Origin of the sequence: Bradyrhizobium sp. ISRA464 (genome assembly GCF_029910095.1) — a bacterium.
Taxonomy (GTDB): domain Bacteria; phylum Pseudomonadota; class Alphaproteobacteria; order Rhizobiales; family Xanthobacteraceae; genus Bradyrhizobium.
The window spans coordinates 7,969,392-7,988,076 of the sequence record NZ_CP094526.1 but is presented as its reverse complement, the minus strand read 5'-3'; the positions used below and the strand labels follow the sequence as shown (position 1 = coordinate 7,988,076).

21 protein-coding genes, 1 tRNA gene and 1 pseudogene are annotated in these 18,685 nt (G+C 63.8%); 9 read left to right on the top strand and 14 right to left on the bottom strand.

The annotated features are described in order from the left end of the window. Positions 1 to 61 precede the first annotated feature (61 nt). Both MTX19_RS36995 and MTX19_RS36990 read right to left on the bottom strand, forming a co-directional pair. A complete protein-coding gene (locus MTX19_RS36995) occupies positions 62 to 904 on the bottom strand; it encodes a fumarylacetoacetate hydrolase family protein (RefSeq protein ID WP_280981584.1) in 843 nt (280 codons plus the stop codon). A 183-nt stretch (positions 905 to 1,087) separates the two neighbouring features. Further along, positions 1,088 to 1,936 carry an MBL fold metallo-hydrolase gene (locus tag MTX19_RS36990; RefSeq protein WP_280981583.1) on the bottom strand — a complete coding sequence of 283 codons (849 nt, stop codon included), beginning with the start codon at positions 1,934 to 1,936 and terminating at the stop codon, positions 1,088 to 1,090. 119 nt (positions 1,937 to 2,055) lie between these two features. On the opposite strand from MTX19_RS36990, the gene MTX19_RS36985 reads away from it, so the two are divergent. Continuing rightward, the gene (locus MTX19_RS36985) at positions 2,056 to 2,472 is read left to right on the top strand and encodes a DUF3775 domain-containing protein (protein ID WP_280981582.1); all 417 of its coding nucleotides are present in this window, start codon (positions 2,056 to 2,058) and stop codon (positions 2,470 to 2,472) included. A 73-nt stretch (positions 2,473 to 2,545) separates the two neighbouring features. Here MTX19_RS36985 and MTX19_RS36980 read toward each other — a convergent pair whose 3' ends face one another. The 3 genes from MTX19_RS36980 to MTX19_RS36970 all read right to left on the bottom strand — a co-directional run bounded on the left by MTX19_RS36980 (position 2,546) and on the right by MTX19_RS36970 (position 5,119). Further along, positions 2,546 to 3,535 (bottom strand): NADPH:quinone reductase, encoded by a 990-nt coding sequence (locus tag MTX19_RS36980; protein ID WP_280981581.1) that lies wholly within the window; start codon positions 3,533 to 3,535, stop codon positions 2,546 to 2,548. 165 nt (positions 3,536 to 3,700) lie between these two features. Then, positions 3,701 to 4,483, bottom strand: coding sequence for an SDR family oxidoreductase (locus MTX19_RS36975; RefSeq protein ID WP_280981580.1), 783 nt, complete (start codon positions 4,481 to 4,483; stop codon positions 3,701 to 3,703). Between the two features lie 120 nt (positions 4,484 to 4,603). Then, a complete protein-coding gene (locus MTX19_RS36970) occupies positions 4,604 to 5,119 on the bottom strand; it encodes a CvpA family protein (protein ID WP_280981579.1) in 516 nt (171 codons plus the stop codon). A 112-nt stretch (positions 5,120 to 5,231) separates the two neighbouring features. On the opposite strand from MTX19_RS36970, the gene MTX19_RS36965 reads away from it, so the two are divergent. Continuing rightward, positions 5,232 to 5,993: an SDR family NAD(P)-dependent oxidoreductase gene (locus tag MTX19_RS36965; protein WP_280981578.1), complete on the top strand. Its 762-nt coding sequence runs from the start codon at positions 5,232 to 5,234 to the stop codon at positions 5,991 to 5,993. Positions 5,994 to 6,137: 144 nt separating this feature from the next. Here MTX19_RS36965 and MTX19_RS36960 read toward each other — a convergent pair. Both MTX19_RS36960 and MTX19_RS36955 read right to left on the bottom strand, forming a co-directional pair. Further along, a pseudogene (locus MTX19_RS36960) lies at positions 6,138 to 6,266 on the bottom strand (GMC oxidoreductase); the annotation flags it as partial. A gap of 30 nt (positions 6,267 to 6,296) precedes the next feature. Continuing rightward, positions 6,297 to 7,730, bottom strand: a complete 1,434-nt coding sequence (locus MTX19_RS36955; RefSeq protein ID WP_280981577.1) for a coniferyl aldehyde dehydrogenase — start codon at positions 7,728 to 7,730, stop codon at positions 6,297 to 6,299. A 315-nt stretch (positions 7,731 to 8,045) separates the two neighbouring features. On the opposite strand from MTX19_RS36955, the gene MTX19_RS36950 reads away from it, so the two are divergent. Continuing rightward, positions 8,046 to 8,122 (top strand) — tRNA-Met (locus tag MTX19_RS36950). Between the two features lie 342 nt (positions 8,123 to 8,464). Here the strand turns inward: MTX19_RS36950 and merBA are convergent. The 3 genes from merBA to MTX19_RS36935 all read right to left on the bottom strand — a co-directional run bounded on the left by merBA (position 8,465) and on the right by MTX19_RS36935 (position 11,653). Beyond that, positions 8,465 to 10,735: a bifunctional organomercurial lyase/mercury(II) reductase MerBA gene (gene merBA / locus MTX19_RS36945; protein WP_280981576.1), complete on the bottom strand. Its 2,271-nt coding sequence runs from the start codon at positions 10,733 to 10,735 to the stop codon at positions 8,465 to 8,467. A 179-nt stretch (positions 10,736 to 10,914) separates the two neighbouring features. Further along, positions 10,915 to 11,208 carry a cation transporter gene (locus tag MTX19_RS36940; protein WP_280981575.1) on the bottom strand — a complete coding sequence of 98 codons (294 nt, stop codon included), beginning with the start codon at positions 11,206 to 11,208 and terminating at the stop codon, positions 10,915 to 10,917. Positions 11,209 to 11,227: 19 nt separating this feature from the next. Continuing rightward, complete coding sequence (locus MTX19_RS36935) at positions 11,228 to 11,653, bottom strand: mercuric transporter MerT family protein (RefSeq protein ID WP_280981574.1); 426 nt, start codon at positions 11,651 to 11,653, stop codon at positions 11,228 to 11,230. A gap of 84 nt (positions 11,654 to 11,737) precedes the next feature. On the opposite strand from MTX19_RS36935, the gene MTX19_RS36930 reads away from it, so the two are divergent. Together MTX19_RS36930 and MTX19_RS36925 are read left to right on the top strand one after the other, a co-directional pair. Next, on the top strand, positions 11,738 to 12,160 hold the full coding sequence (locus tag MTX19_RS36930) for a helix-turn-helix domain-containing protein (protein ID WP_280981573.1): 423 nt from the start codon (positions 11,738 to 11,740) through the stop codon (positions 12,158 to 12,160). 451 nt (positions 12,161 to 12,611) lie between these two features. Continuing rightward, complete coding sequence (locus MTX19_RS36925; protein ID WP_280985737.1) at positions 12,612 to 13,289, top strand: cupin domain-containing protein; 678 nt, start codon at positions 12,612 to 12,614, stop codon at positions 13,287 to 13,289. 21 nt (positions 13,290 to 13,310) lie between these two features. On the opposite strand, the gene MTX19_RS36920 is transcribed toward MTX19_RS36925, so the two are convergent. The 3 genes from MTX19_RS36920 to MTX19_RS39400 all read right to left on the bottom strand — a co-directional run bounded on the left by MTX19_RS36920 (position 13,311) and on the right by MTX19_RS39400 (position 14,907). Beyond that, positions 13,311 to 14,108, bottom strand: a complete 798-nt coding sequence (locus MTX19_RS36920; RefSeq protein WP_348638333.1) for a class I SAM-dependent methyltransferase — start codon at positions 14,106 to 14,108, stop codon at positions 13,311 to 13,313. An 88-nt stretch (positions 14,109 to 14,196) separates the two neighbouring features. Continuing rightward, positions 14,197 to 14,700 carry an alanyl-tRNA editing protein gene (locus MTX19_RS36915; protein WP_348638250.1) on the bottom strand — a complete coding sequence of 168 codons (504 nt, stop codon included), beginning with the start codon at positions 14,698 to 14,700 and terminating at the stop codon, positions 14,197 to 14,199. A gap of 3 nt (positions 14,701 to 14,703) precedes the next feature. Then, entirely contained in the window at positions 14,704 to 14,907 is a 204-nt protein-coding gene (locus tag MTX19_RS39400) for a hypothetical protein (protein WP_348638249.1), read from the bottom strand. A 223-nt stretch (positions 14,908 to 15,130) separates the two neighbouring features. On the opposite strand from MTX19_RS39400, the gene MTX19_RS36910 reads away from it, so the two are divergent. The 4 genes from MTX19_RS36910 to copD all read left to right on the top strand — a co-directional run bounded on the left by MTX19_RS36910 (position 15,131) and on the right by copD (position 17,437). Next, entirely contained in the window at positions 15,131 to 15,451 is a 321-nt protein-coding gene (locus MTX19_RS36910) for a hypothetical protein (RefSeq protein ID WP_280981572.1), read from the top strand. A gap of 103 nt (positions 15,452 to 15,554) precedes the next feature. After that, on the top strand, positions 15,555 to 15,929 hold the full coding sequence (copC, locus tag MTX19_RS36905) for a copper homeostasis periplasmic binding protein CopC (RefSeq protein WP_280985736.1): 375 nt from the start codon (positions 15,555 to 15,557) through the stop codon (positions 15,927 to 15,929). Between the two features lie 176 nt (positions 15,930 to 16,105). After that, positions 16,106 to 16,432 carry a hypothetical protein gene (locus MTX19_RS36900; RefSeq protein ID WP_280981570.1) on the top strand — a complete coding sequence of 109 codons (327 nt, stop codon included), beginning with the start codon at positions 16,106 to 16,108 and terminating at the stop codon, positions 16,430 to 16,432. Between the two features lie 75 nt (positions 16,433 to 16,507). Continuing rightward, entirely contained in the window at positions 16,508 to 17,437 is a 930-nt protein-coding gene (gene copD / locus MTX19_RS36895) for a copper homeostasis membrane protein CopD (RefSeq protein ID WP_348638376.1), read from the top strand. Between the two features lie 35 nt (positions 17,438 to 17,472). Here the strand turns inward: copD and MTX19_RS36890 are convergent, their stop codons facing one another. After that, positions 17,473 to 18,627 carry an OpgC domain-containing protein gene (locus tag MTX19_RS36890; protein ID WP_280981568.1) on the bottom strand — a complete coding sequence of 385 codons (1,155 nt, stop codon included), beginning with the start codon at positions 18,625 to 18,627 and terminating at the stop codon, positions 17,473 to 17,475. Positions 18,628 to 18,685: the final 58 nt, after the last annotated feature.

Sequence of the window (18,685 nt, the reverse complement as noted above, 5' to 3'; positions counted from 1 at the left end):
GTATGTACGGAGGGATGGATTGCTTCGCTTCGCTCGCAATGACGGTAGCGCTAGCCGGATCTCACGCCGCGACGATTTCCTGGCGTTGCTCGCCGAGGCCTTCGATGCCGAGGGTCACGACGTCGCCGACATTGAGGAAGGTCGGCGGCTTCATGCCGCTGCCGACGCCGGGCGGAGTGCCGGTGGTGATGATGTCTCCCGGAAGCAGCGTCAGGAATTGCGAGAGATAGGAGACGCACTTCGCGATCGAGAAGATCATGGTCTTGGTCGAGCCGGTCTGGCGGCGCTGGCCGTTGACGTCGAGCCACATCGAGAGGTTCTGCACGTCGGGCACTTCATCCTTGGTCAACACCCACGGGCCGAGCGGGCCGAACGTGTCGTGCGACTTGCCGCGGGTCCACTGACCCGGGCGATCGATCTGGAAGTTGCGCTCGGAGACGTCGTTGCAGATGCAGTAGCCCGCGACGTGGTTCAACGCGTCGGCTTCCGAGACGTACTTGGCGCGGGTGCCGATGATGGCGGCGATCTCGACTTCCCAGTCGAGCTTGGTCGAGCCGCGCGGCTTTTCGACTGGATCGTTCGGCCCCGACAGCGCGGTGTTGGCCTTCAGGAAGAAGATCGGCTCCGACGGGATCGGGTTGCCGGTCTCCTTGGCGTGATCGGTGTAGTTCAGCCCGATCGCGACGAATTTGGAGATGCCGGTGACGGGCGCGCCGAGGCGCGGCTTGCCGGAGACGGCGGGCAGGAAGGCGGAATCGAGGCCAGCGAGCTTCTTCAGCGACTCCGGCGCATAGGCCTCGCCGGTGAGGTCCTTCAGATGGGCCGAGAGGTCGCGGAGCTGGCCGGATTTGTCGATCAGACCGGGCTTTTCCGCACCCTTTTCGCCATAACGAACAAGCTTCATGTTGATCACTCCCTACGGGGTCTTCGAGGATTGTTGCTGGTATACCTCGGTACGCTTCATGGAACAGCGCGCGGGGAAATTCAACCGCCGAAAGCGCAGGGTAGGGTGGTAAAGGCGCCATCGCGCCGGGGCCGTCGGCTTGCGCAGATGGTGTGCACACCGGCGGCTTGCCCACCGTACGGTTCACGTCAGCGCAATGAACTCGAAGGCGTCGCCATCGCGCTTGATGTGGCCGGCGTTGAAATGTCCGCCGATCACCAGCGTCGGCGTGTCGGCAAAGCGCGAGAACAGTTCGCGCCGCGTCGCGGCCGACTGCTTCTGGTCGGAGTCTGCCGTCGATGACCAGTCCAGATGGTACATCTGGCACGGGTGATGGGCGACGTCGCCGGTCAGCAGTCCTTCCTGTCCGCCGGACCTGATGTGGATGCTCATATGACCGGGACTGTGGCCTGGCGTCGGGATCAGCGTGATCTCGTCGGTCAGCCGGTGGTCGCTCGGCACAAGCTCGGCCTTGCCGGCGTCGGCGATCGGTTTCACCGAATCGGCGAACACGGCGGCATGCGCAGGATCATTGCTGTGGTCGCGCCAGTGGTCGAACTCTGTCTTGCCGAACACGTAACGTGCATTGGCGAAGGTCGGCACCCACTTGCCGTCGACGAGCCTGGTGTTCCAGCCGACATGGTCGACATGCAGATGCGTGCATAGCACGGTGTCGATACTCTCGGGTGCGAATCCCGCCTCCGTCAGCTTCTCCAGGAACGGATCCGTGCGGTTGTTCCAGGTCGGCACGTTGCGGCCCTGCTTGTCGTTGCCAAGGCCGGTGTCGACGATGATGCGATGCTCTGGCGTCTCCACCAGCAGCGAGTGGATCGACATCTTCAGCCGGCCGTCCTCGTTGGCGAAATGCGGGATCAGCCAGGGCAGGCGCTGGATCTCCTCCCGGCCAGCGAGCGGCAGGATGAAGCGCGTGCTGCCGACGGTCTCGAGCTCGACGACCTTGGTGATCCTGACCTTGCCCACGGTCCAGTGCATGCTGCGTGTCCTCTGTTTCTTGTTGCTCTGTCGCCAACATGCGGGTTTCCGCGCCGCGGTGCAATGGATCAAGTCGGCGCCTTCAGCGTTACCGCCTCGTGGGAAGAAGGAGTGCGCGAATGCCGGAACTCACGATCTCTCCCGAAAAGGTCGGCTTTCTGATCGAGAAGGCGCGGGAATTCGACGTCAAGGAGGCGGCGGTCGATCCGGACTCCGGCTCGAACGGCGTTGACGACGACATGATCGACATATTGGAGGATGATGGCACGGACCCGGTGATGCGCGAGATCGCCGGTTTTATCGACGCGCTGAGCGAGGACGAGCAGGTCGATCTCATTGCCCTGATGCGGCTTGGTCGCGGCGATGGCTCGATCGAGGAATGGACAGAGCTCAGGCGCGAAGCCGCGCGCGGGCACAGGGGGCACAATACCGCGAGCTACCTGCTGGGTGAGCCGATGCTGGGCGATCTGCTTGCTGAAGGTCTCGACGAGCTCGGGCTCCTGCCGGGCGACGAAGGCACCACGCCGATACATTAGCCGCAGCACAGGCCACGCCGCTCACTCGACCTCGCCCCGTTCGCCGGGAGAGGAAAAAAGGAGCGCGTGTCCATCACCGCGCGCAGTCGACGATCACGGTGCCGATCTTGTCGCCCTTCTCGACCGCGAGATGGGCCTGGGCCGTCTCGGCCAGGGCGAACTGTCCGGCGATGTTGTGCACGCGCGCGCCGGCTGCGAGCCACTTGGTGATGCCCTCCTGCGCGGCCGCGAGCAGCGTCGGCGGCAGCGCGAACAGCACCAGCGAACGCACCGTGATGCATTTCTCCATCAGCTCGCGCACCGGCACCGTGGGCGTGCGGTTGCCGTTGGTGGCGTAGACCGCGATCGTCGAGTTGAGCGCCATGATCTTCAGCGTGGTCGCAAGATTGCCGCCGAAATCGACGTCGACCACGCGGTCGACGCCGCGGTTCGCAGTGAACGCCATCACCTTGGCCACCACGTCCTCGGTGCGGTAGTTCACCACCATGTCGGCGCCGGCGAGCCGTGCTTCCATGTCCTTGACCTGCGAGCTCACGGTCGCGATCACCCGCGCGCCGCCCCATTTGGCCAGTTGCACGGCATAGTGGCCGACCGCGCCGGCGCCGCCGGTGACGAGCACCGTCTGTCCGGTGATCGGCCCGTCCGCGAACAGCGCGCACCACGCGGTCATGCAGGGGATGCCGAGCGTCGCACCAGCGGCAAAGGACACGTTATCGGCAAGCGGCGTCACCAGATGGTCGGCGATCGTGATGTACTCGGCCGCGGTGCCGAAGGCACGGCCGTTGCGCTGGCCGTTGAACAGCCAGACGCGATCGCCGACGGCAAAGCGCGTCACACCTGCGCCGATCTGGTCGATGACGCCCGCGCCATCGCTGTTCGGGATTATCAGCGGAAATTCCATCTGCCGATAATTGCCGCTGCGGCGGCCGACATCGGCGGGATTGACGCCGGAGGCTTCCAGGCGGACGCGGACCCCGCCGGGGCCCGCGTCAGGCGTCGGCATCTCGCCGACGGTGAGCACCGTCGGCGCCGCGCCGGTCCGTTCGTACCAGACCGCTCTCATCTAGCGCCCCTTTCCGAAGTTCGTGAACTTGACCAGCGACCTCTTGCGTGAACTTCGGAAAGCAAGAGGGCGCTAGCAAGACTCATGAAGCTCTAGTGTCGCTTGGTGATTTGAAGTTCCCATCGGCCTCGCCGCATACAGTGCAGGAACTTCAAATCGGCGACACTAGAGAGTGCCCGGGAAGGCGCCGCCGTCGAGCAGGATGTTCTGCCCGGTCATGAAGCCCGCCTTGGCGCCGCACAGGAAGGCGCAGGCGTAACCGAACTCGTCGGGATGACCGAAGCGGCCGGCTGGATTGAGCTTGGCGCGATCGGCCAGCACCTGCTCGATCGGAATGCCGCGCTTCTCGGCCTCGGGCTTGGCGGTGCCGCGCAGCCGGTCGGTCTCGAACGGGCCCGGCAACAGGCCGTTGATGGTGACGTTGTTGATCACGGTCTTGCGCGACAGGCCGGCGACGAAGCCGGTGAGGCCGGCGCGCGCTCCGTTGGAGAGGCCGAGAATCTCGATCGGCGCCTTCACCGCAGCGGAGGTGATGTTGACGATGCGGCCGAACTTGCGCGCCATCATGCCGTCGACGGTCGCCTTGATCAGCTCGATCGGGGTGAGCATGTTGGCGTCGATCGCCTTGATCCAGTCGTCGCGAGTCCAATTGCGGAAATCGCCGGGCGGCGGGCCGCCGGCATTATTGATCAGGATGTCGGGATCGGGGCAGGCCTTCAGCACGGCCTCGCGTCCCGCCGGCGTCGTGATGTCGCCGACGATCTCGGTGACGGTGACGTCGGGGTGCGCCTTGCGGATCTCGTCGGCGGTCTGCTTCAGCGCCTCGGCGCCGCGTGCCGTCAGGGTGACATGGACGCCCTCATTGGCGAGCGCGATCGCGCAGGCGCGGCCCAGTCCCTTGCTCGATGCGCAGACGATGGCGCGGCGGCCTTTGATTCCAAGATCCACGGTTTCGCTCCCTGTGATGTCGGGTCGGTTTGTAAAAGGTTCGATGGCAGCATTCTAGCCAAGCTCGGCGCCGCCGATAAGGTATGCGCAATGCATAAGTGCATGCCGGACAGGAACAGGCTAGATGCGCCGCTCGCGCCGCAACCGCTCGATGGTGATGGTGACCTCCGGTGGCAACGAGCGGAAGCCGGTTTGCCCGGCAGCCGAAAACAGCGGCCGCAATCGCGATCCGTTGAGGAATTGCGGCTGCTTGGCTAAAGGCACCAGTTGATCGAGGACCAGGACGAGGGTGGTCACGACGAGCCCGGCCCTGACCGCGCCAAGCAGCGCGCCGCCGAGGCGATCAGCGATCCCGATCTCCGATCCGACCGCGTCGTCGAGCATGGTTCGCGCCAGCTTTCCGAGCACGATGCCGGTCACGAGAAAGAGCGCGAACAACAACACCCCGTTGGGAGGAAAGGGCGACGCCGGCAGGTTCGCGATGCCAGGTCCGACGATCGACAGCATGGCCACCGCGATCGGCATTGCGACCAGATAGGCGAGGATCGTGATCGCACTGCGCAACAGGCCGGTGCTGAAGCCGGTCACGATCGCGAACAGCAACCCGAGGGTGACGACAGCATCGAAACTGTTCATGGACGGGATTTCCCCCACCCCATTTGTACCGCGGTCCCTTGGTCAATGAATCAGGATTACAATCGGCACAATTGTAGCTATCAATCGGCCGCTTTGATCCAGGAACCAGTCGATGTCCGACCTATTCGATGTCAGTAAAGAAATCATCCTCATCACCGGCGCCTCGCAGGGGCTGGGGCGGCAGTTCGCCCGCGTGCTGGCGGCGCATGGTGCCGCGGTCGTGCTCGCGGCGCGCCAGACCGCGAAGCTGAAAAGCCTCGAGGACGAGATCAAGGCAAAGGGCGGTCGTGCGGCCGCCGTGCAGATGGACGTCACGGCCATTTCCGGCATCGCGAAAGCGCTCGATGCCGCGGAAGCGGCGCTCGGTCCGATCACGGTCCTGATCAACAATGCCGGCATCGCGATCGAGAAGCTGTCGACCGAGCAGACCGAGGCGGACTGGGACGCGGTGATCAATTCCAATCTGAAGGGCGCCTTCTTCCTCGCCACCGAATTGGCGCGCCGCATGATGGCACGCAAGCAGCCGGGCAACATCGTCAACATCGCTTCAGTGCTCGGCCAGGGCGTGTTGAAGGCCGTTTCGCCCTATGCGATCTCCAAGGCCGGCATGATCCAGGGCACCAAGGCGATGGCGCTGGAGCTCGCCGGCAACAACATCCGCGTCAACGCGCTGGCGCCGGGCTATATCGACACCGAGATGAACCACGATTTCTGGTCGACGCCATCGGGCGAGCGACTGACCAAGCGGATCCCGCAGCGCCGGGTCGGCGCCGAATCCGATCTCGACGGCGCGATCATGCTGCTCGCATCGAATGCCTCGCGCTACATGACCGGCACCGTGGTGACGGTCGATGGCGGGTTCCTGCTGAATTGACCCGCGCGTCATTGCAATCCTCATGCTTCGCATCAGTTCGTAGCCCGGATGGAGCGAAGCGAAATCCGGGGAGTGTAGGCGCGAAGGTCCCGGATTACGCTTCGCTCCATCCGGGCTACGATTTCTTCGTGCCGCTTGCGATCGCTACCCCGCCCGCATCTCAACTCTGATCATGTCGGCGGCCTTCTCGCCGATCATGATGGTCGGTGCGTTGGTGTTGCCGCCGATCAGGGGTGGCATGATCGACGCGTCGACCACGCGCAAGCCCTCCAGGCGCTAACGCATCGCCCCGGAGCGACAGCACTACGACAACAGCCGCATCAATTTCTCCAGCCGCGCGATCTTGGCCCCATAGGGCGGATAGAGGTCCGCCAGCCGGTTCAGCCGCGAGCGGTAGAATACCGGCTTCAGCTTGGTCAGCGTCTCGAATCCCCATTCGCCGTGATAGGCGCCGCTGCCGGATGCGCCGACGCCGCCCATCGGCTGATAGGCCTGCGCGAAGTGGAACAGGCAGTCGTTGATGGTCACCCCGCCCGACACCGTGCGCGCCAGCACCTCGTCGCGGGCGGCATTGTCGGTGCCGAACCAGTACAGCGCGAGTGGGCGGTCGTGCTTGTTAATGTAGGCGATAGGTTCAGCGGCGTCGCGATACCCCATCACGGGCAGCAGCGGTCCGAAGATTTCCTCCTGCATCACGGCCATCTCGGGCGTCGCATCGACGATGACCGTCGGCGGGAATTTGCGCTTGCGCTTCCATTCGGGATCGTTGGGCGCGGCCGGCTGCATGATGTTGGCGCCCTTCGCCGCGGCGTCGGCCAAGAGGTGCTCAAGCCTTGCGTAATGCCGGTCCGAGATGATCGATGTGTAGTCCGGATTGGCGGGGTTGGTGCCGTACATGTGCTGCATGTGGCCCTGCAGCCGCATTGCGAAGGGCTGCACGGCGCCTTCCGGCACTAGCGCATAGTCGGGCGCGATGCAGGTCTGGCCGGCGTTGAGCAGCTTGCCATAGGCGATGCGCCGGGCGGCCTCATCGATATCAGCGGAGCCGTCGATGATCGCGGGCGACTTGCCGCCGAGCTCGAGCGTCACCGGCGTTAGATTACGGCCGGCGGCTTCGGCGATCAGCCGGCCGACGCGGGTCGAGCCGGTGAAGATCAGATGATCGAACGGCAGCGCGGCAAAGGCTCTGGCGATGTCGTCATCGATATCGGTCACCGCGAGTTCGGTGGTGTCGAATTTCTTCTCGATCGCCTCCATCAGTAGCTCGGCGAAGCGCGGCACCAGCTCGCTCGGCTTGATGATCGCGCGGTTGCCAGCGGAGATCGCGGCGACCGCGGGCGCCAGCGTCAGCTGCAGCGGATAATTCCAGGGCGCGATGATACCGACCACGCCGAGCGGCTGCGGGATCAATCGGTTCTTCGCGGGAGCAAATTGCAGCGTGGTCGGGATCTTTCGCGGCGCCATCCAGCGCTTCAAGTGCGTGGCCGCGTGCTTGATCTCGCCAAGCACCAGCATGGTCTCGGCGATCACGGTCTCGACGGTGGAGCGGTGGCCGAAATCGGCCGAGATCGCCGCCTCGAATCGCGCCTCGTTCTCGGTGACCGCGGCCCGCAGGCGGCGGAGCCGGTCGAGCCGCGCCTGCACGCTCGGTGCTGGCTCGTTCCGCGACATCTCGACCTGGCGGTGGAAGGTCTCTTCGAGCGCGTGAAGCCCGGGGCTCTTCAATGACCGCTCCATGGCGTTTCCCCTCAGATGACGTTTCCATGACGGCTTTGTTTGGCGCCAAGCTCCGCTTTTGCGCGGTTTCTGGCAAGGGCCGGTTCCCCGCGGCAATTTTGCCAGGAAAACCGGTGATTTCGACGTCACAAAATCCTCAAAAACCCTCTCGCGGGGCTTTCCAAACCGGGGCGACGTTGATACATACGCCCCGCACCCGCCGGCTTCGGCCCGGGGCGCCTTCTCAGGAAGCCCTCCGGACGGATCGATCGGCGCCGTATCAAGCGTTGGCCGGCCGCCTCGGGCTCCCCTTCTGCAAGGCATGCAACGGTTTAACGCGGGGTGGAGCAGCCCGGTAGCTCGTCAGGCTCATAACCTGAAGGTCATAGGTTCAAATCCTATCCCCGCAACCAAGATCGATCAGAAAAACCCAGCAATCTCAGTCGATTGCTGGGTTTTCATTTTTGACCTCGAAACGTCATCTGAACAAAGTCAATGGCTTGGTTTCGTAGGTTCAAATCACCCGCAACCAACAGCAGAACGATCATCACGTTTCTGGATGTCCAATCGCCGCCTGAACGAACTCCCGTGCGGCTTTCCGGACCAGCGTGATCGCGCGTGAGTCGGGTTCGGAAGAAATAGGAGTTGTTGGATCTTGGGGTCGCTCGAGCAAAAGACGAACTGTCTTGGCAGTTGCCTTTCCGACTTCTGCCATCTCAACGCTATCCAAACCGGGGCGGTCATGCCTCGCCAGACTAACCGGCGCAGCAGGACAACTTGGCGACGTCCTTGCCGAACGAGAGCGCCGCAAGCTTCAGGCCCTCGACGGTGGTGAGATACGGAAAAATCGTTTCCGCGAGATCATCAACCGTGAGGCCTTGCCAGATCGCGAGCGCCGCGGTCTGAATGCTGTCGGCGCCTTCCGGCGCAAGGATATGCGCGCCGAGCAGTCGGCCGCTGCCGGCATCAGCGACGAGCTTGATGAGGCCGCGGGTGTTGCGCGCAGCGATTGCGCGCGGCACCTGGTCGAGGCTGATCGTCGAGACACGAACCGCATGTCCGGCTGTGCGCGCCGCGACCTCGGTCAGCCCGACGCTCGCCACCTGCGGATCGCAAAACACGATGGCGGGCATGGCACTGTTGTCATAGCGCAAGCTGTCGCCATTGAGCGCATTCCTGGCCGCGAGCTTGGCGCCATAGGCGGCCATATAGACAAACTGGTCGCGGCCGGTGACGTCGCCGGCGGCATAGATGCCGGCCTTGGTGGTCCGCATTCGATCATCGACCGCAATGCCGCCCTTCTGCGAAAGGGCGATGCCCTGTTCGATGAGCCCAAGGCCTTCGACGTTAGGTGTACGCCCGGTGGCGGCCAGTACCTGATCGGCGTCGATTCTCGTGGCCTCGCCGTCGCGAACAATCGTTAGCGCGACACCAGTCCCGGTCCTTTGGATCGCGCGGTAGGATACGCCCGAAACGACGGCGATTCCTTCGTCTCCAAAATACTCCGTCAGCGCCGCACCGATCTCGGGCTCGGCCTCGGGGAGCAGACGAGACCGGCACACGAGCGTCACCTTGACGCCGGCGCGGGCGAAGATTTGCGCGAGCTCCGCTCCGACATAACCGCCGCCGATCACTAGCAGTGATAGCGGCAGCTCTGCAAGGTCAAGCGCGGTGGTGCTGGTCAGGTACGGAATGGTCTCGATACCGGGGATGGCAGGCACCGCCGGCCGTGCGCCGGTTGCGATGATGATCTTGTCGGCGCGAATGGCCGTGCCGTCCACCTCGACGCCAACCTCCGTGAGGCGAGCCGCCCCTTCACGATAGACGATGCCATTATGGGCCGGGAGAATGTTGATGTACTTGCGCTGGCGCATTTGGGAAACGAGGTCGTCCTTCTGACGAACGGTCGCGCGCCAGTCAGTCAATTCAGCCTCGGCTGAGATGCCGGCGAAACGTGCAGCCACGCGCGCATTGTGGAGCGTCTCCGCCGCACGGATCAGGGTCTTCGACGGTAAGCACCCGATATTGACGCAAGTGCCGCCGATGGTTCCGCTGCCGATCAGCGCGACCTGGGCGCCTTGATCGGCGGCCGTGATCGCGGCCGAAAAGCCCGCGGAGCCGGCGCCGATCACGACGAGATCGTAAGCGTTACCATTGCGGCCGTTCGCACGGGCATGACGATCCACCGATGGACCGGATGCCGCGTCCAGTGGCATTAGCCCGCTGCCGTGTGCTCTGCCATCGCCCGAACGTTCCGCCGCAATCAGGCCGGCAAGACTTGGTCCGAACAGCGCCCGACCGGCCTCAAGGCCTTCCTGGATCGACAATCGAAAGCCCGGCTCGTCCGAGGAGCGCTGATGGCGCCAAGCGGAAAGATGCTCGTCCGAGCAGAAGAAGACGGTCGTTGCGCACAGTGAGTTCGCAGCGCATGCGCCCTCGTAGCGGATGCTTTGCCACATGACGGCGGTCATGGGCTCCACATTGGCCAGCGCGGTCCCTCGATCCCGTGTGACGATACGGATGGGCGCGCCGCAATGGCGGCAGCGCGATGTTATCGCGACGTCGCGGCGGGTCATGGCGCCGATGCCGAGCGCGTCCACCGCGCACATTGCGTTAACAGCGGTTCGACCGAGCATGACCCGATGGCCCGTGTCGTGCTCGGTGAATGGATAGGCCCCCATGATCCGCTCGCCATCGAGGACAAGCAGGTCGCGGCGACGGAGCTCTTCGAGCACAGGAAGGATGGCCCGCTCGCTCGAACCGGCACGTTCAGCAAGCGCGGCGATGGTCGGAGCGCGTCCGTCCTCGGCGTAAAGCTGGAGCAGCGCGACGCGTACGCGGTCCGCGACAGGATCATAGCCGCTCCAGCGATCGAACACATGGTCGGAGCCGGTCATTGCCACGAGTGCATTTTGGACGGCCGGCGATGTGACCACCGACCAGTCCGGAAACGTGACGCCAGGCCGCACGGCAAAGCTCGGCCGTGCCGGAAACGGGGATGCGGAGGATGTGCAGCAATCGTTCATATTTTTGGCCTCGCCCGAAAGTCGCTTCCCGCGGTCGACCAGACCCACGCCATCAATGTTATGCGCCGCTCGGCGCTATGGCGCTTGCTGACTACAAAATCCCTCGCAGCACCATCGGCCGCACCGCTCGGATGGTTTGCGCCAGATCCGTCGCTTGGACTGTCATGCGCTACGCTCGCTCAACTGCCCTGCCGCACGCTATGAGCCGGATAGCCCGCGTTCATGCTGGCGGTGGAAATGGCGTCCGGGTTCGTCTTGGCGTCGTCGAAGGTCACGGTCGCGGTCTTGGCTTTGAAGGAGACGGCAACCTTCGCAACGCCGGGAACCGCCGCCATCGAGTTCTTCACGATGTAGGGACACGAGGCGCAGGTCATGTTGTCGACAGCGAAGGTGACTGTCCGCTCACCGGCGAGGGCGGCGGGCGCGGCCATGAGCAAGTTGATCAGGACGACCGTGCTCAAATACTTTTTCATGGGTGGGTCTCCCTTGGTGTCAGGCGCGTAGCAGCAGTGGTGCGACATAGTCGAAGGAGAAGGCGGCCGCCACGAGCACGGTTGCGATCCACAGCGCAAACCGCACAAGGCGGTTGGGAATAGGACGCGCGCAAACTGCGCCTTCGGAGCAAGGTTGCCGCGGCTTCCAGTAGACGAGATAAAAGCCGTATCCAAGAAAGCCTGCCGTCGCAGCGACGAACAGCGGCTTGTACGGCGCAAGCGCCGTCAGATTGCCGATCCAGGCGCCGCCAATGCCGAGACTGAACAAGATCAGGGGCACGATGCAGCAGGATGAGGCGGCGAGCGCGCCGAGAATGCCGCCAGCCGCGATCAAGCGCTGCCGTCTCGCCTCGCTCCGCGCGGACGCCTGCGAGTTCTCTGGAACCGTTGCGACGTCCGCCATTTCGGATCGTGATGCAACCATCTCCAAGCCTCGTTACTTGCCGAAATTCTTTGCGCCCCATACATGGGCTCTGTAGCAACTACAGGGTCAAGAAGGGTTTGGCTGATGCCTGATCACGCCGTGGTGAAGGGCCTGCAGCGGGCCGAGCTCGCTGAACGGACGGGCTGCAATCTGGAGACCGTGCGCTATTACGAGAAAGTCGGTCTTCTGCCGGAACCGCCGCGCACAGCAACGGGCTACCGCAATTACGACTCGACGCACGAGCGCCGTCTTCGCTTCGTGCTGCGGGCGCGCGAGCTCGGCTTCTCGCTGGATGAAGTTCGCGAACTGCTGCGCCTCGTTGACGAGCGCGAAAAGCCCTGCGCCGAGGCGCGTGCTGTCGCCGCCGCGCATCTCGATGACGTCCGAGCGAAGATCGCCGATCTCAAGCGCATGGAGCGGGTGCTTAGGGACGTGGTCGCACAATGTGCCGATGGCACGCTGCGGGAATGCCCGCTGATTGAGACGTTATTTGCGGGACGCAACTAGTCGCGCAGCCAGCGACATGGCGGACCTGCACGTAGTCTGGCAGGTCAAAACTTCAATCCAATCGCATCGATCAGGTCGACTTCATCTCGGCGCCGGGCGTCAGCGAGAAAGGAGTTCACAGGGGGGCTCCTGCGCTGCTGACCAACGCTGCGCTATTCTCCTTCCAGCGTAACGTCGGCAGGTTTAGACTGCACAGTGTGCATCCGGGGCGCAGCGCGCGCGACATTCGGGAGATGACCGGATTTCCCTGCGACAACGATCGTTGCGAGATCCCAACCCCGGGCCGCGATGCTGGAGCTCATGCGAGGGCAGATCAGGACCGAACTCGCCGGGACGTACCCGCAATTCGCGGCATCTCTTCCGGAGGCCACCTGAGTGTAGCTTGCAGGATCGAGACGGATCTTCGGCCGGGGAGCACGTTGCCACATCGAGACCATGACGGAGCAGCGCGATGCGTATCAATGACGACCTGACGGTTCCTGTGATCGTTCACGCCGCACGGCTCCCATGGACACCAAGCCCGGCGGCCGGCGTCGATCGGCGCATGTTGTTCCGCATTGGCGACGAGGTGGCGCACGCCACCTCGATCGTGCGATACGCGCCGCGCAGCGCGTTCCCCCGCCACACGCATGGCGGCGGCGAGGAGATCGTCGTTCTCGACGGCGTCTTCCAGGACGAACACGGCGATTACTCGGCAGGCAGTTACTTCCGCAACCCGCCCGGGACCTCGCATGTTCCCGCATCGAACGACGGTTGCACGATCTTCGTCCGCCTTTGGCAGTTTCGGGACGGCGATCGCGACCAGATCGTGCGACGGCCCGCGGAAGGTCGTCCGCTCGAGCCGAGACCGGGCGCGGCGAGCGCGATCGAATTGTTCGACGACGGTTTCGAAAACGTACGTTTCGAGAGCTGGATGCCCGACAAGCCGATCGTGATCGAGAACGTACGGGGGCTTGAAGCGCTCGTCCTCGCGGGGAGTGTGTCGATCGGCGATCAGACGTTGACCGCGCAAAGCTGGGCCCGCTTGCCGGCGGGACAAGCGCTGCGTGCCGTCTCCGGTCCCGAAGGCGCGAAGGTCTGGTTGAAGGACGCACCCCTGCTCCATCAGGACGTCCGCCGCCTGCCTTGATGTCGATCGGTGCAGACCGGTCTAGGTCCGCGCGACAAGCAGCTCCTCGGCATTGCGCGGTGGGCGCAGACCGTCCGTGCGGCCGGCGAAATAGCGCGCGGCGAGATCGTCGGTCGAGACATGATGCGCTTCGCCAAAGCCGGCCTCGCGGGCGAGCGTGATGATCTCCGGCGGGGTGAAGAAGCTGCTGAAGGGCGTTCCGCTGGCGCGCGCGCCCTTCACCGCCATCTCGAGCCCGGGCCGCGCCTCGGCATCTGCCAGCTCCAGCGGAAGCAGGAATGTCATCGCGAACGTCGATCCAGGCGCCAGCGATGCGACCTCGCGCAGCGTCGCTGCATTGGCGTCCTTGCTGAGATACATGCTGACTCCGGTGGAGACCACGATGGCCGGCTTGGCGGCGTCGAAGCCCGCGGCCTCAAGTCCCTCCCGCCATGATCCGCTCGCCTCGAAATCGACAGGCACGAAGCGCAGCCAGTCCGGAATACCGAAGCCTCTCTCGATCAGGCGCTTTCGCTTCCAGGCCTGCGGAGCCGGCTGATCGATCTCGAACATTTTCAGGCGCGAGGCGATCTCCGGCCTGCGCTGCGCAAAGCTGTCGAGGCCGGCGCCGAGGATGACATATTGAGCGACGCCGCGACCGGCCTGCTCGACGACCAAGTCCTCGATGAAGCGCGCACGCGCCACGATCGAGGCGCGGAACGGACGGGTGAATGCGGGATCCATGTCGCCGGGCTGGCGCCAGTCCTCACCCGGCGCAAGCAGGTTGAGGCCGACTTCGTCATTCAGCACGTGCGGTGGGGAATCGATCGCGACATGCAGCGCGATGCTAGCATTCTAGCAAAGTGTCAACAACTGAGATCGATGGCGCCGAACAGGGGGCAATTCTTAGGGGGCGGGCACCGGCCGATCAGACCGCAACCTTGATCCGTCGGTTCTGACGACCCTTGTTGTCGATCTTGACGATCCGCGCTGGGCGGGCCCGCCCGGTGGAGACAAGATGCGTCCCGCCGCAGGCTTGACGATCGAGATCGAGAATCTCGACGATGCGAACGAGACCATCCTCTCCGACCGGCGGAGCGACGGCCTTGCTGCGGAACAGGCCGGGGATGGCTTGTGCTTCAGTGTGCGGCATGAAGACAGCGCTCACCGGAAGGTCCCGCCGAATGACGTCGTTCAGCGGCGCCTCGAGCGCCCGCAGCGCCTCGTTGTCGGCCCCGGGCAGATCGAAATCGACGCGGAACGTGCTGTCGGCATTGAGCTGGGCTCCGGTCAGAAGGGCGCCGCCAAACCGGGTATAGACCAGCGCATTGACGACATGGGCGAGCGTATGCAGCTCGCACATCAGGGCGCGAAACGCCGGTTCGACCTCGAGCACGACCTTGCCGGAGGGCAGGGCGTCGCCGGGAAACATATGTCAGAGACTGCGTTCATCACGCGCGAGCTCGGTCACGGGCAGCGTGCCGCCGGACCACCTCAAGGTGCCCCGGTCGGGAAGCTGTCCGCCGCCTCCCGGGAAGAACGGCGATCGCTCGACGAGAACCGCACCGGGGCGGGCATCGAGCACGTCGGCTTCGAGCTGCAAGACGTCAGGGTGATTGTGATGGAATGCGCGGGACATCGCGTAATTTTAGCAAATGAAGGAGACCGCTGGCCACCCACTCCGTCTCCGATATTCACGGAGCCGGATGCATGTCACATCTGCCCGGGCTGGTCGGCATCTTGCTGGTCGATGAACGGCGCATGAAAGGTGGCTTCCGGATGCATTCAGCATGAACCGCCTAAAAGAGAGATTACAGAAGTCCCACAATTGAAGGCGGGGCTCCTGCTAATGGAGACGTGTAATGAACGCGACGAAGATCCTGATGGCGGCCGCTGTTCTGGTGCTCGCCACGCCCGTTGTGCCCGCGCTTGCGCACGACGATGACGACTACGGCTACGGCAAGCACGAGGAATTCCACGATGAGTTGTCCGCCGCGCATGAGCGCGCGCACGAGGAGGGGTTCTATAGCCGCGCCGAGCATCGCGCCTATCACCGCGCACTTCGGGATCTGCACGACGACTACCATGACAACGACTACCGCAGCTCCTACCGCACCTATTACACCCCGTATCGCAGCTACTACGCGGTCAGGCCGCGGTTCGGCCTGATCTCGGGGTGGTAATATCCCGGCCGCTCATTCGAACGGGCGTATCAATCGGGGGACGTGGACCAGGTCGCGCCCCCCGATATTGGACGGTGCTTTCAGGTCACGGAAGGAATGCAAGATGTCGCAACCCAAACTCTTCGTTGGCGCACTCGCGCTCGTCATGATTGGTCTGATGACGCTGCCCGCCAGCGCACACCCGTTGCTGAAGTCCGCGAACCCTGCTGCCAATGATCAGAGCGCCGGCTCTCCGACCCAGATCGAGCTCAACTTCAGCGAAGGCGTGATCGCAAAGTTCTCAGGCCTGGAACTCAAGGACGAGCAGGGGAAGACGGTCGCTACCGGCGCTGCGACCACGGATCCCAAGGACAAGAAGCGCCTCATTGTCCCTGTTCCTGCCCCGCTCGCACAGGGACGCTATACGGTCAATTGGCACGTGGTTTCCGAAGATACGCATCGCGTGCAGGGACAATACACTTTCAGCGTGGGACGTTGATTGCCCGAAGCGAGGGTGCTTCCGGCGGCTGCCTGCGCTCCTCCAGGAGCGCAGGTTTGTCGTTCCGTGTTCCTTCTTCATCGCTGCGATAAATCCGAACTAAACTGGTCGTTTCGCTGTCGTTCAGAGTCGAGCCGTTACGATTTGGGATCCCACTGTTGTTCAGGAGGACTTCCATGCGTACACCAGCCAAAGCTGGGAAGGACCGGACCGCGCTCGGGCTGCGGCTTCTGGTTGCAGCGGTAATGCTTGTGACGTTGACACAGGCCGCGAGAGCCCATGATGACGACGACGATTGGGACCAGCCCCGCCGTCACGACTGGCATTACGGGTCGCACGACGATTGGCACCAAGGCCCGCATGTCGGCTGGCACAGCGGGTTGCACTGGGACCCGTATTATGGCTGGCATTACGGCCGGCACTATGGTCCGCACTCGGGGCGCCACTACGACTGGCACTATGGCGGGCACCATGACTGGTATGGCGGAGATGACGAAGACTAAGCACTGCGGCGCTTCTGCGAGTCCCGCGGTCGGCGGGCCTCGCAGAACGCATCGGGTTTCGCTCAAGGTTCCAAGATGATGGTGGATGCGGGGCTCGCTTGCTCTCGCTTCGTTCATTTTGCGTGCGCCATCATCCTGTTTGGCGGTGCGTTGTTTGTCCTGTATTCGCCGGTCTTCGGGTCCGGATCAGAGCGTCTGGTGCGCATGCGGTCCCGTGTTCTTCTCGCGGCGGCACTCGGCGCACTTTTGAGCGGGCTCGCATGGTTTCTCTTTACAGTGGGAAACATGAGCGGCACGCTGGCCGGTGCGCTTGACGCTGAGGCGATCTGGTCCGTGCTGCGGGAAACCGGCTTCGGACGCCTATGGGTTGCTCGCATCGTGCTGATGCTGGTCGTCGTTGCGATGGCTTGGTCAGACGCATTCCTATTGCGCCGCCGCCTGCTCATTCTCCTGGCGGCTCTTGCCGCCATCCTTTTGTCGTCGTTGGCCGGGGTCGGTCACACCCAGATCCATGAGGGCGCACTGGGCATTGTCCATGTCACGGCCGACGCTGTGCATTTGCTTGCGACCGGAGCTTGGCTCGGCGGCCTTCTGCCTCTGGGCGTCGTCGTTGCATCGTGTCGGATGCGACAATCGGCGAACGACAGCACCATCGCCGTCCTGTCGCGCTTTTCCGGCATGGGCTATTGCGCAGTCGCGGCTCTTCTGGCTTCCGGCCTGATCAACGGGTGGTTCCTGATCGGCTCCTTCTCGGCCTTGATCGGCACCAACTATGGCGAGCTGCTGCTGATGAAACTCGGTGTGTTCGGCCTGATGTTGTGTCTTGCGGCATCCAACCGGTTTTGGCTTGTTCCGGCGTTGGCGAAAGCGCCGGCCGGCAGCCGGCCGGACCTCGTGCTCGCGAGGCTTCGTCGCAATATTGTCGCAGAGCAGATTCTCGGCGCCCTCGTCATCGGCATCGTCAGTGTTCTGGGAACACTGTCGCCGGCGGTCCAGGGATCATGATGAAATCCGCCCCGCAATGTCCAGTCGCAGGTGATCTACTCCGCCGGCGCCGAGCTCGGCGGCGCATTCGCCGGCGCCTTGTCGACCTTCTTCGACCAGGAGCGGTAGTAGGCGAGCGCTGTCATCAGCGCGATGCCGGCCGCGCTGACCACGATCTGCATCCAGATGCTGTCGGAGACCTCGACCAGGACGAGGTGCGCGATAGCAGCGAGGAAGACGCCGCTGCAGAACACTTCGAGCGACTGCTGGCCGCACTTCATCATCGGGCGGAAGATCGCCCAGTGCAGGCCGGCCCAGTCGCGCGGCAGGAAGCGCGTGACGAAGAAGGCGAGCACCACGAAATGCAGCACGCGATAGGGCGCGAGGTTGGTCTTGTCGTTCGGGTTGAACGCATCATAGAGCCATGCCGGCATCGCCTGGCCAAGCTCGGGGAAGCGGCCCGCCAGCGTCATCACCAGCGCGAACGACAGATAGGCTGCGCCCAGCCACAGGAATGTGCGCGAGCGGATGAACGATATCGATTCGGCCGCACCGCCAAGTGCGAACCATCCGCCGAACACGAACAGGAACTGCCAGCAGAACGGATTGAAGTACCACGAGCCGGTCGGATAGGCCGGCAGGTTCCAGCCGAAATGGCGCGCCGCCAGATAGAGCAGGAATGATGCCGCCAGCGTTAGGTTCGGCCGGCGCAACATCGCCCAGAGCACGAGCGGATACACCAGCATCAGCGCGATGTAGAGCGGCAGCACGTCCATGTTGACGGGCTTGAACGCCAGAATCAGGCCCTGATAGAGCGTCTCGGCCGGATTCTGCATGAAGCCCGCGACGTTGAATTCGTTCTGCAGGTTCGGGTCGTGGTAGCGCTGGGAGAGATAGCCGATCTCGGCGATATAGATGACGAACAACAGAACGTGCGCGACATAGATCTGCCAGGCCCGCTTGATCAGGCGGGTGCCGCCGATCACGAAGCCGCGCTCCAGGATCATCCGCGCATAGACGAACGACGCCGTGTAGCCGGAGATGAAGACGAACAGGTCGGCCGCGTCGCTGAAGCCGAAGTTCTTCTGCGTGATCCAGTTGACGGCATTGTTGGGGATGTGATCGAGATAGATCGCCCAGTTGGCGAACCCGCGCAACAGATCGAGTCGATAGTCGCGCCCGCGCGGCGGCAGGACAGCCCTGATGTCCATCGGTTCGTTTTCCCTGATCCGGCCTGCGCGGCCCGGTTCGCGTGGCGCACCCGGCACA

Bases quoted from the DNA above. Each gene is read 5' to 3' on its own strand.
- MTX19_RS36995 (WP_280981584.1), bottom strand. From the start codon at position 904: ATGAAGCTTGTTCGTTATGGCGAAAAGGGTGCGGAAAAGCCCGGTCTG.
- MTX19_RS36990 (WP_280981583.1), bottom strand. From the start codon at position 1,936: ATGCACTGGACCGTGGGCAAGGTCAGGATCACCAAGGTCGTCGAGCTC.
- MTX19_RS36985 (WP_280981582.1), top strand. From the start codon at position 2,056: ATGCCGGAACTCACGATCTCTCCCGAAAAGGTCGGCTTTCTGATCGAG.
- MTX19_RS36980 (WP_280981581.1), bottom strand. From the start codon at position 3,535: ATGAGAGCGGTCTGGTACGAACGGACCGGCGCGGCGCCGACGGTGCTC.
- MTX19_RS36970 (WP_280981579.1), bottom strand. From the start codon at position 5,119: ATGAACAGTTTCGATGCTGTCGTCACCCTCGGGTTGCTGTTCGCGATC.
- MTX19_RS36965 (WP_280981578.1), top strand. From the start codon at position 5,232: ATGTCCGACCTATTCGATGTCAGTAAAGAAATCATCCTCATCACCGGC.
- MTX19_RS36955 (WP_280981577.1), bottom strand. From the start codon at position 7,730: ATGGAGCGGTCATTGAAGAGCCCCGGGCTTCACGCGCTCGAAGAGACC.
- merBA (WP_280981576.1), bottom strand. From the start codon at position 10,735: ATGAACGATTGCTGCACATCCTCCGCATCCCCGTTTCCGGCACGGCCG.
- MTX19_RS36940 (WP_280981575.1), bottom strand. From the start codon at position 11,208: ATGAAAAAGTATTTGAGCACGGTCGTCCTGATCAACTTGCTCATGGCC.
- MTX19_RS36935 (WP_280981574.1), bottom strand. From the start codon at position 11,653: ATGGTTGCATCACGATCCGAAATGGCGGACGTCGCAACGGTTCCAGAG.
- MTX19_RS36930 (WP_280981573.1), top strand. From the start codon at position 11,738: ATGCCTGATCACGCCGTGGTGAAGGGCCTGCAGCGGGCCGAGCTCGCT.
- MTX19_RS36925 (WP_280985737.1), top strand. From the start codon at position 12,612: ATGCGTATCAATGACGACCTGACGGTTCCTGTGATCGTTCACGCCGCA.
- MTX19_RS36915 (WP_348638250.1), bottom strand. From the start codon at position 14,700: ATGTTTCCCGGCGACGCCCTGCCCTCCGGCAAGGTCGTGCTCGAGGTC.
- MTX19_RS39400 (WP_348638249.1), bottom strand. From the start codon at position 14,907: ATGTCCCGCGCATTCCATCACAATCACCCTGACGTCTTGCAGCTCGAA.
- MTX19_RS36910 (WP_280981572.1), top strand. From the start codon at position 15,131: ATGAACGCGACGAAGATCCTGATGGCGGCCGCTGTTCTGGTGCTCGCC.
- copC (WP_280985736.1), top strand. From the start codon at position 15,555: ATGTCGCAACCCAAACTCTTCGTTGGCGCACTCGCGCTCGTCATGATT.
- MTX19_RS36900 (WP_280981570.1), top strand. From the start codon at position 16,106: ATGCGTACACCAGCCAAAGCTGGGAAGGACCGGACCGCGCTCGGGCTG.
- copD (WP_348638376.1), top strand. From the start codon at position 16,508: ATGATGGTGGATGCGGGGCTCGCTTGCTCTCGCTTCGTTCATTTTGCG.
- MTX19_RS36890 (WP_280981568.1), bottom strand. From the start codon at position 18,627: ATGGACATCAGGGCTGTCCTGCCGCCGCGCGGGCGCGACTATCGACTC.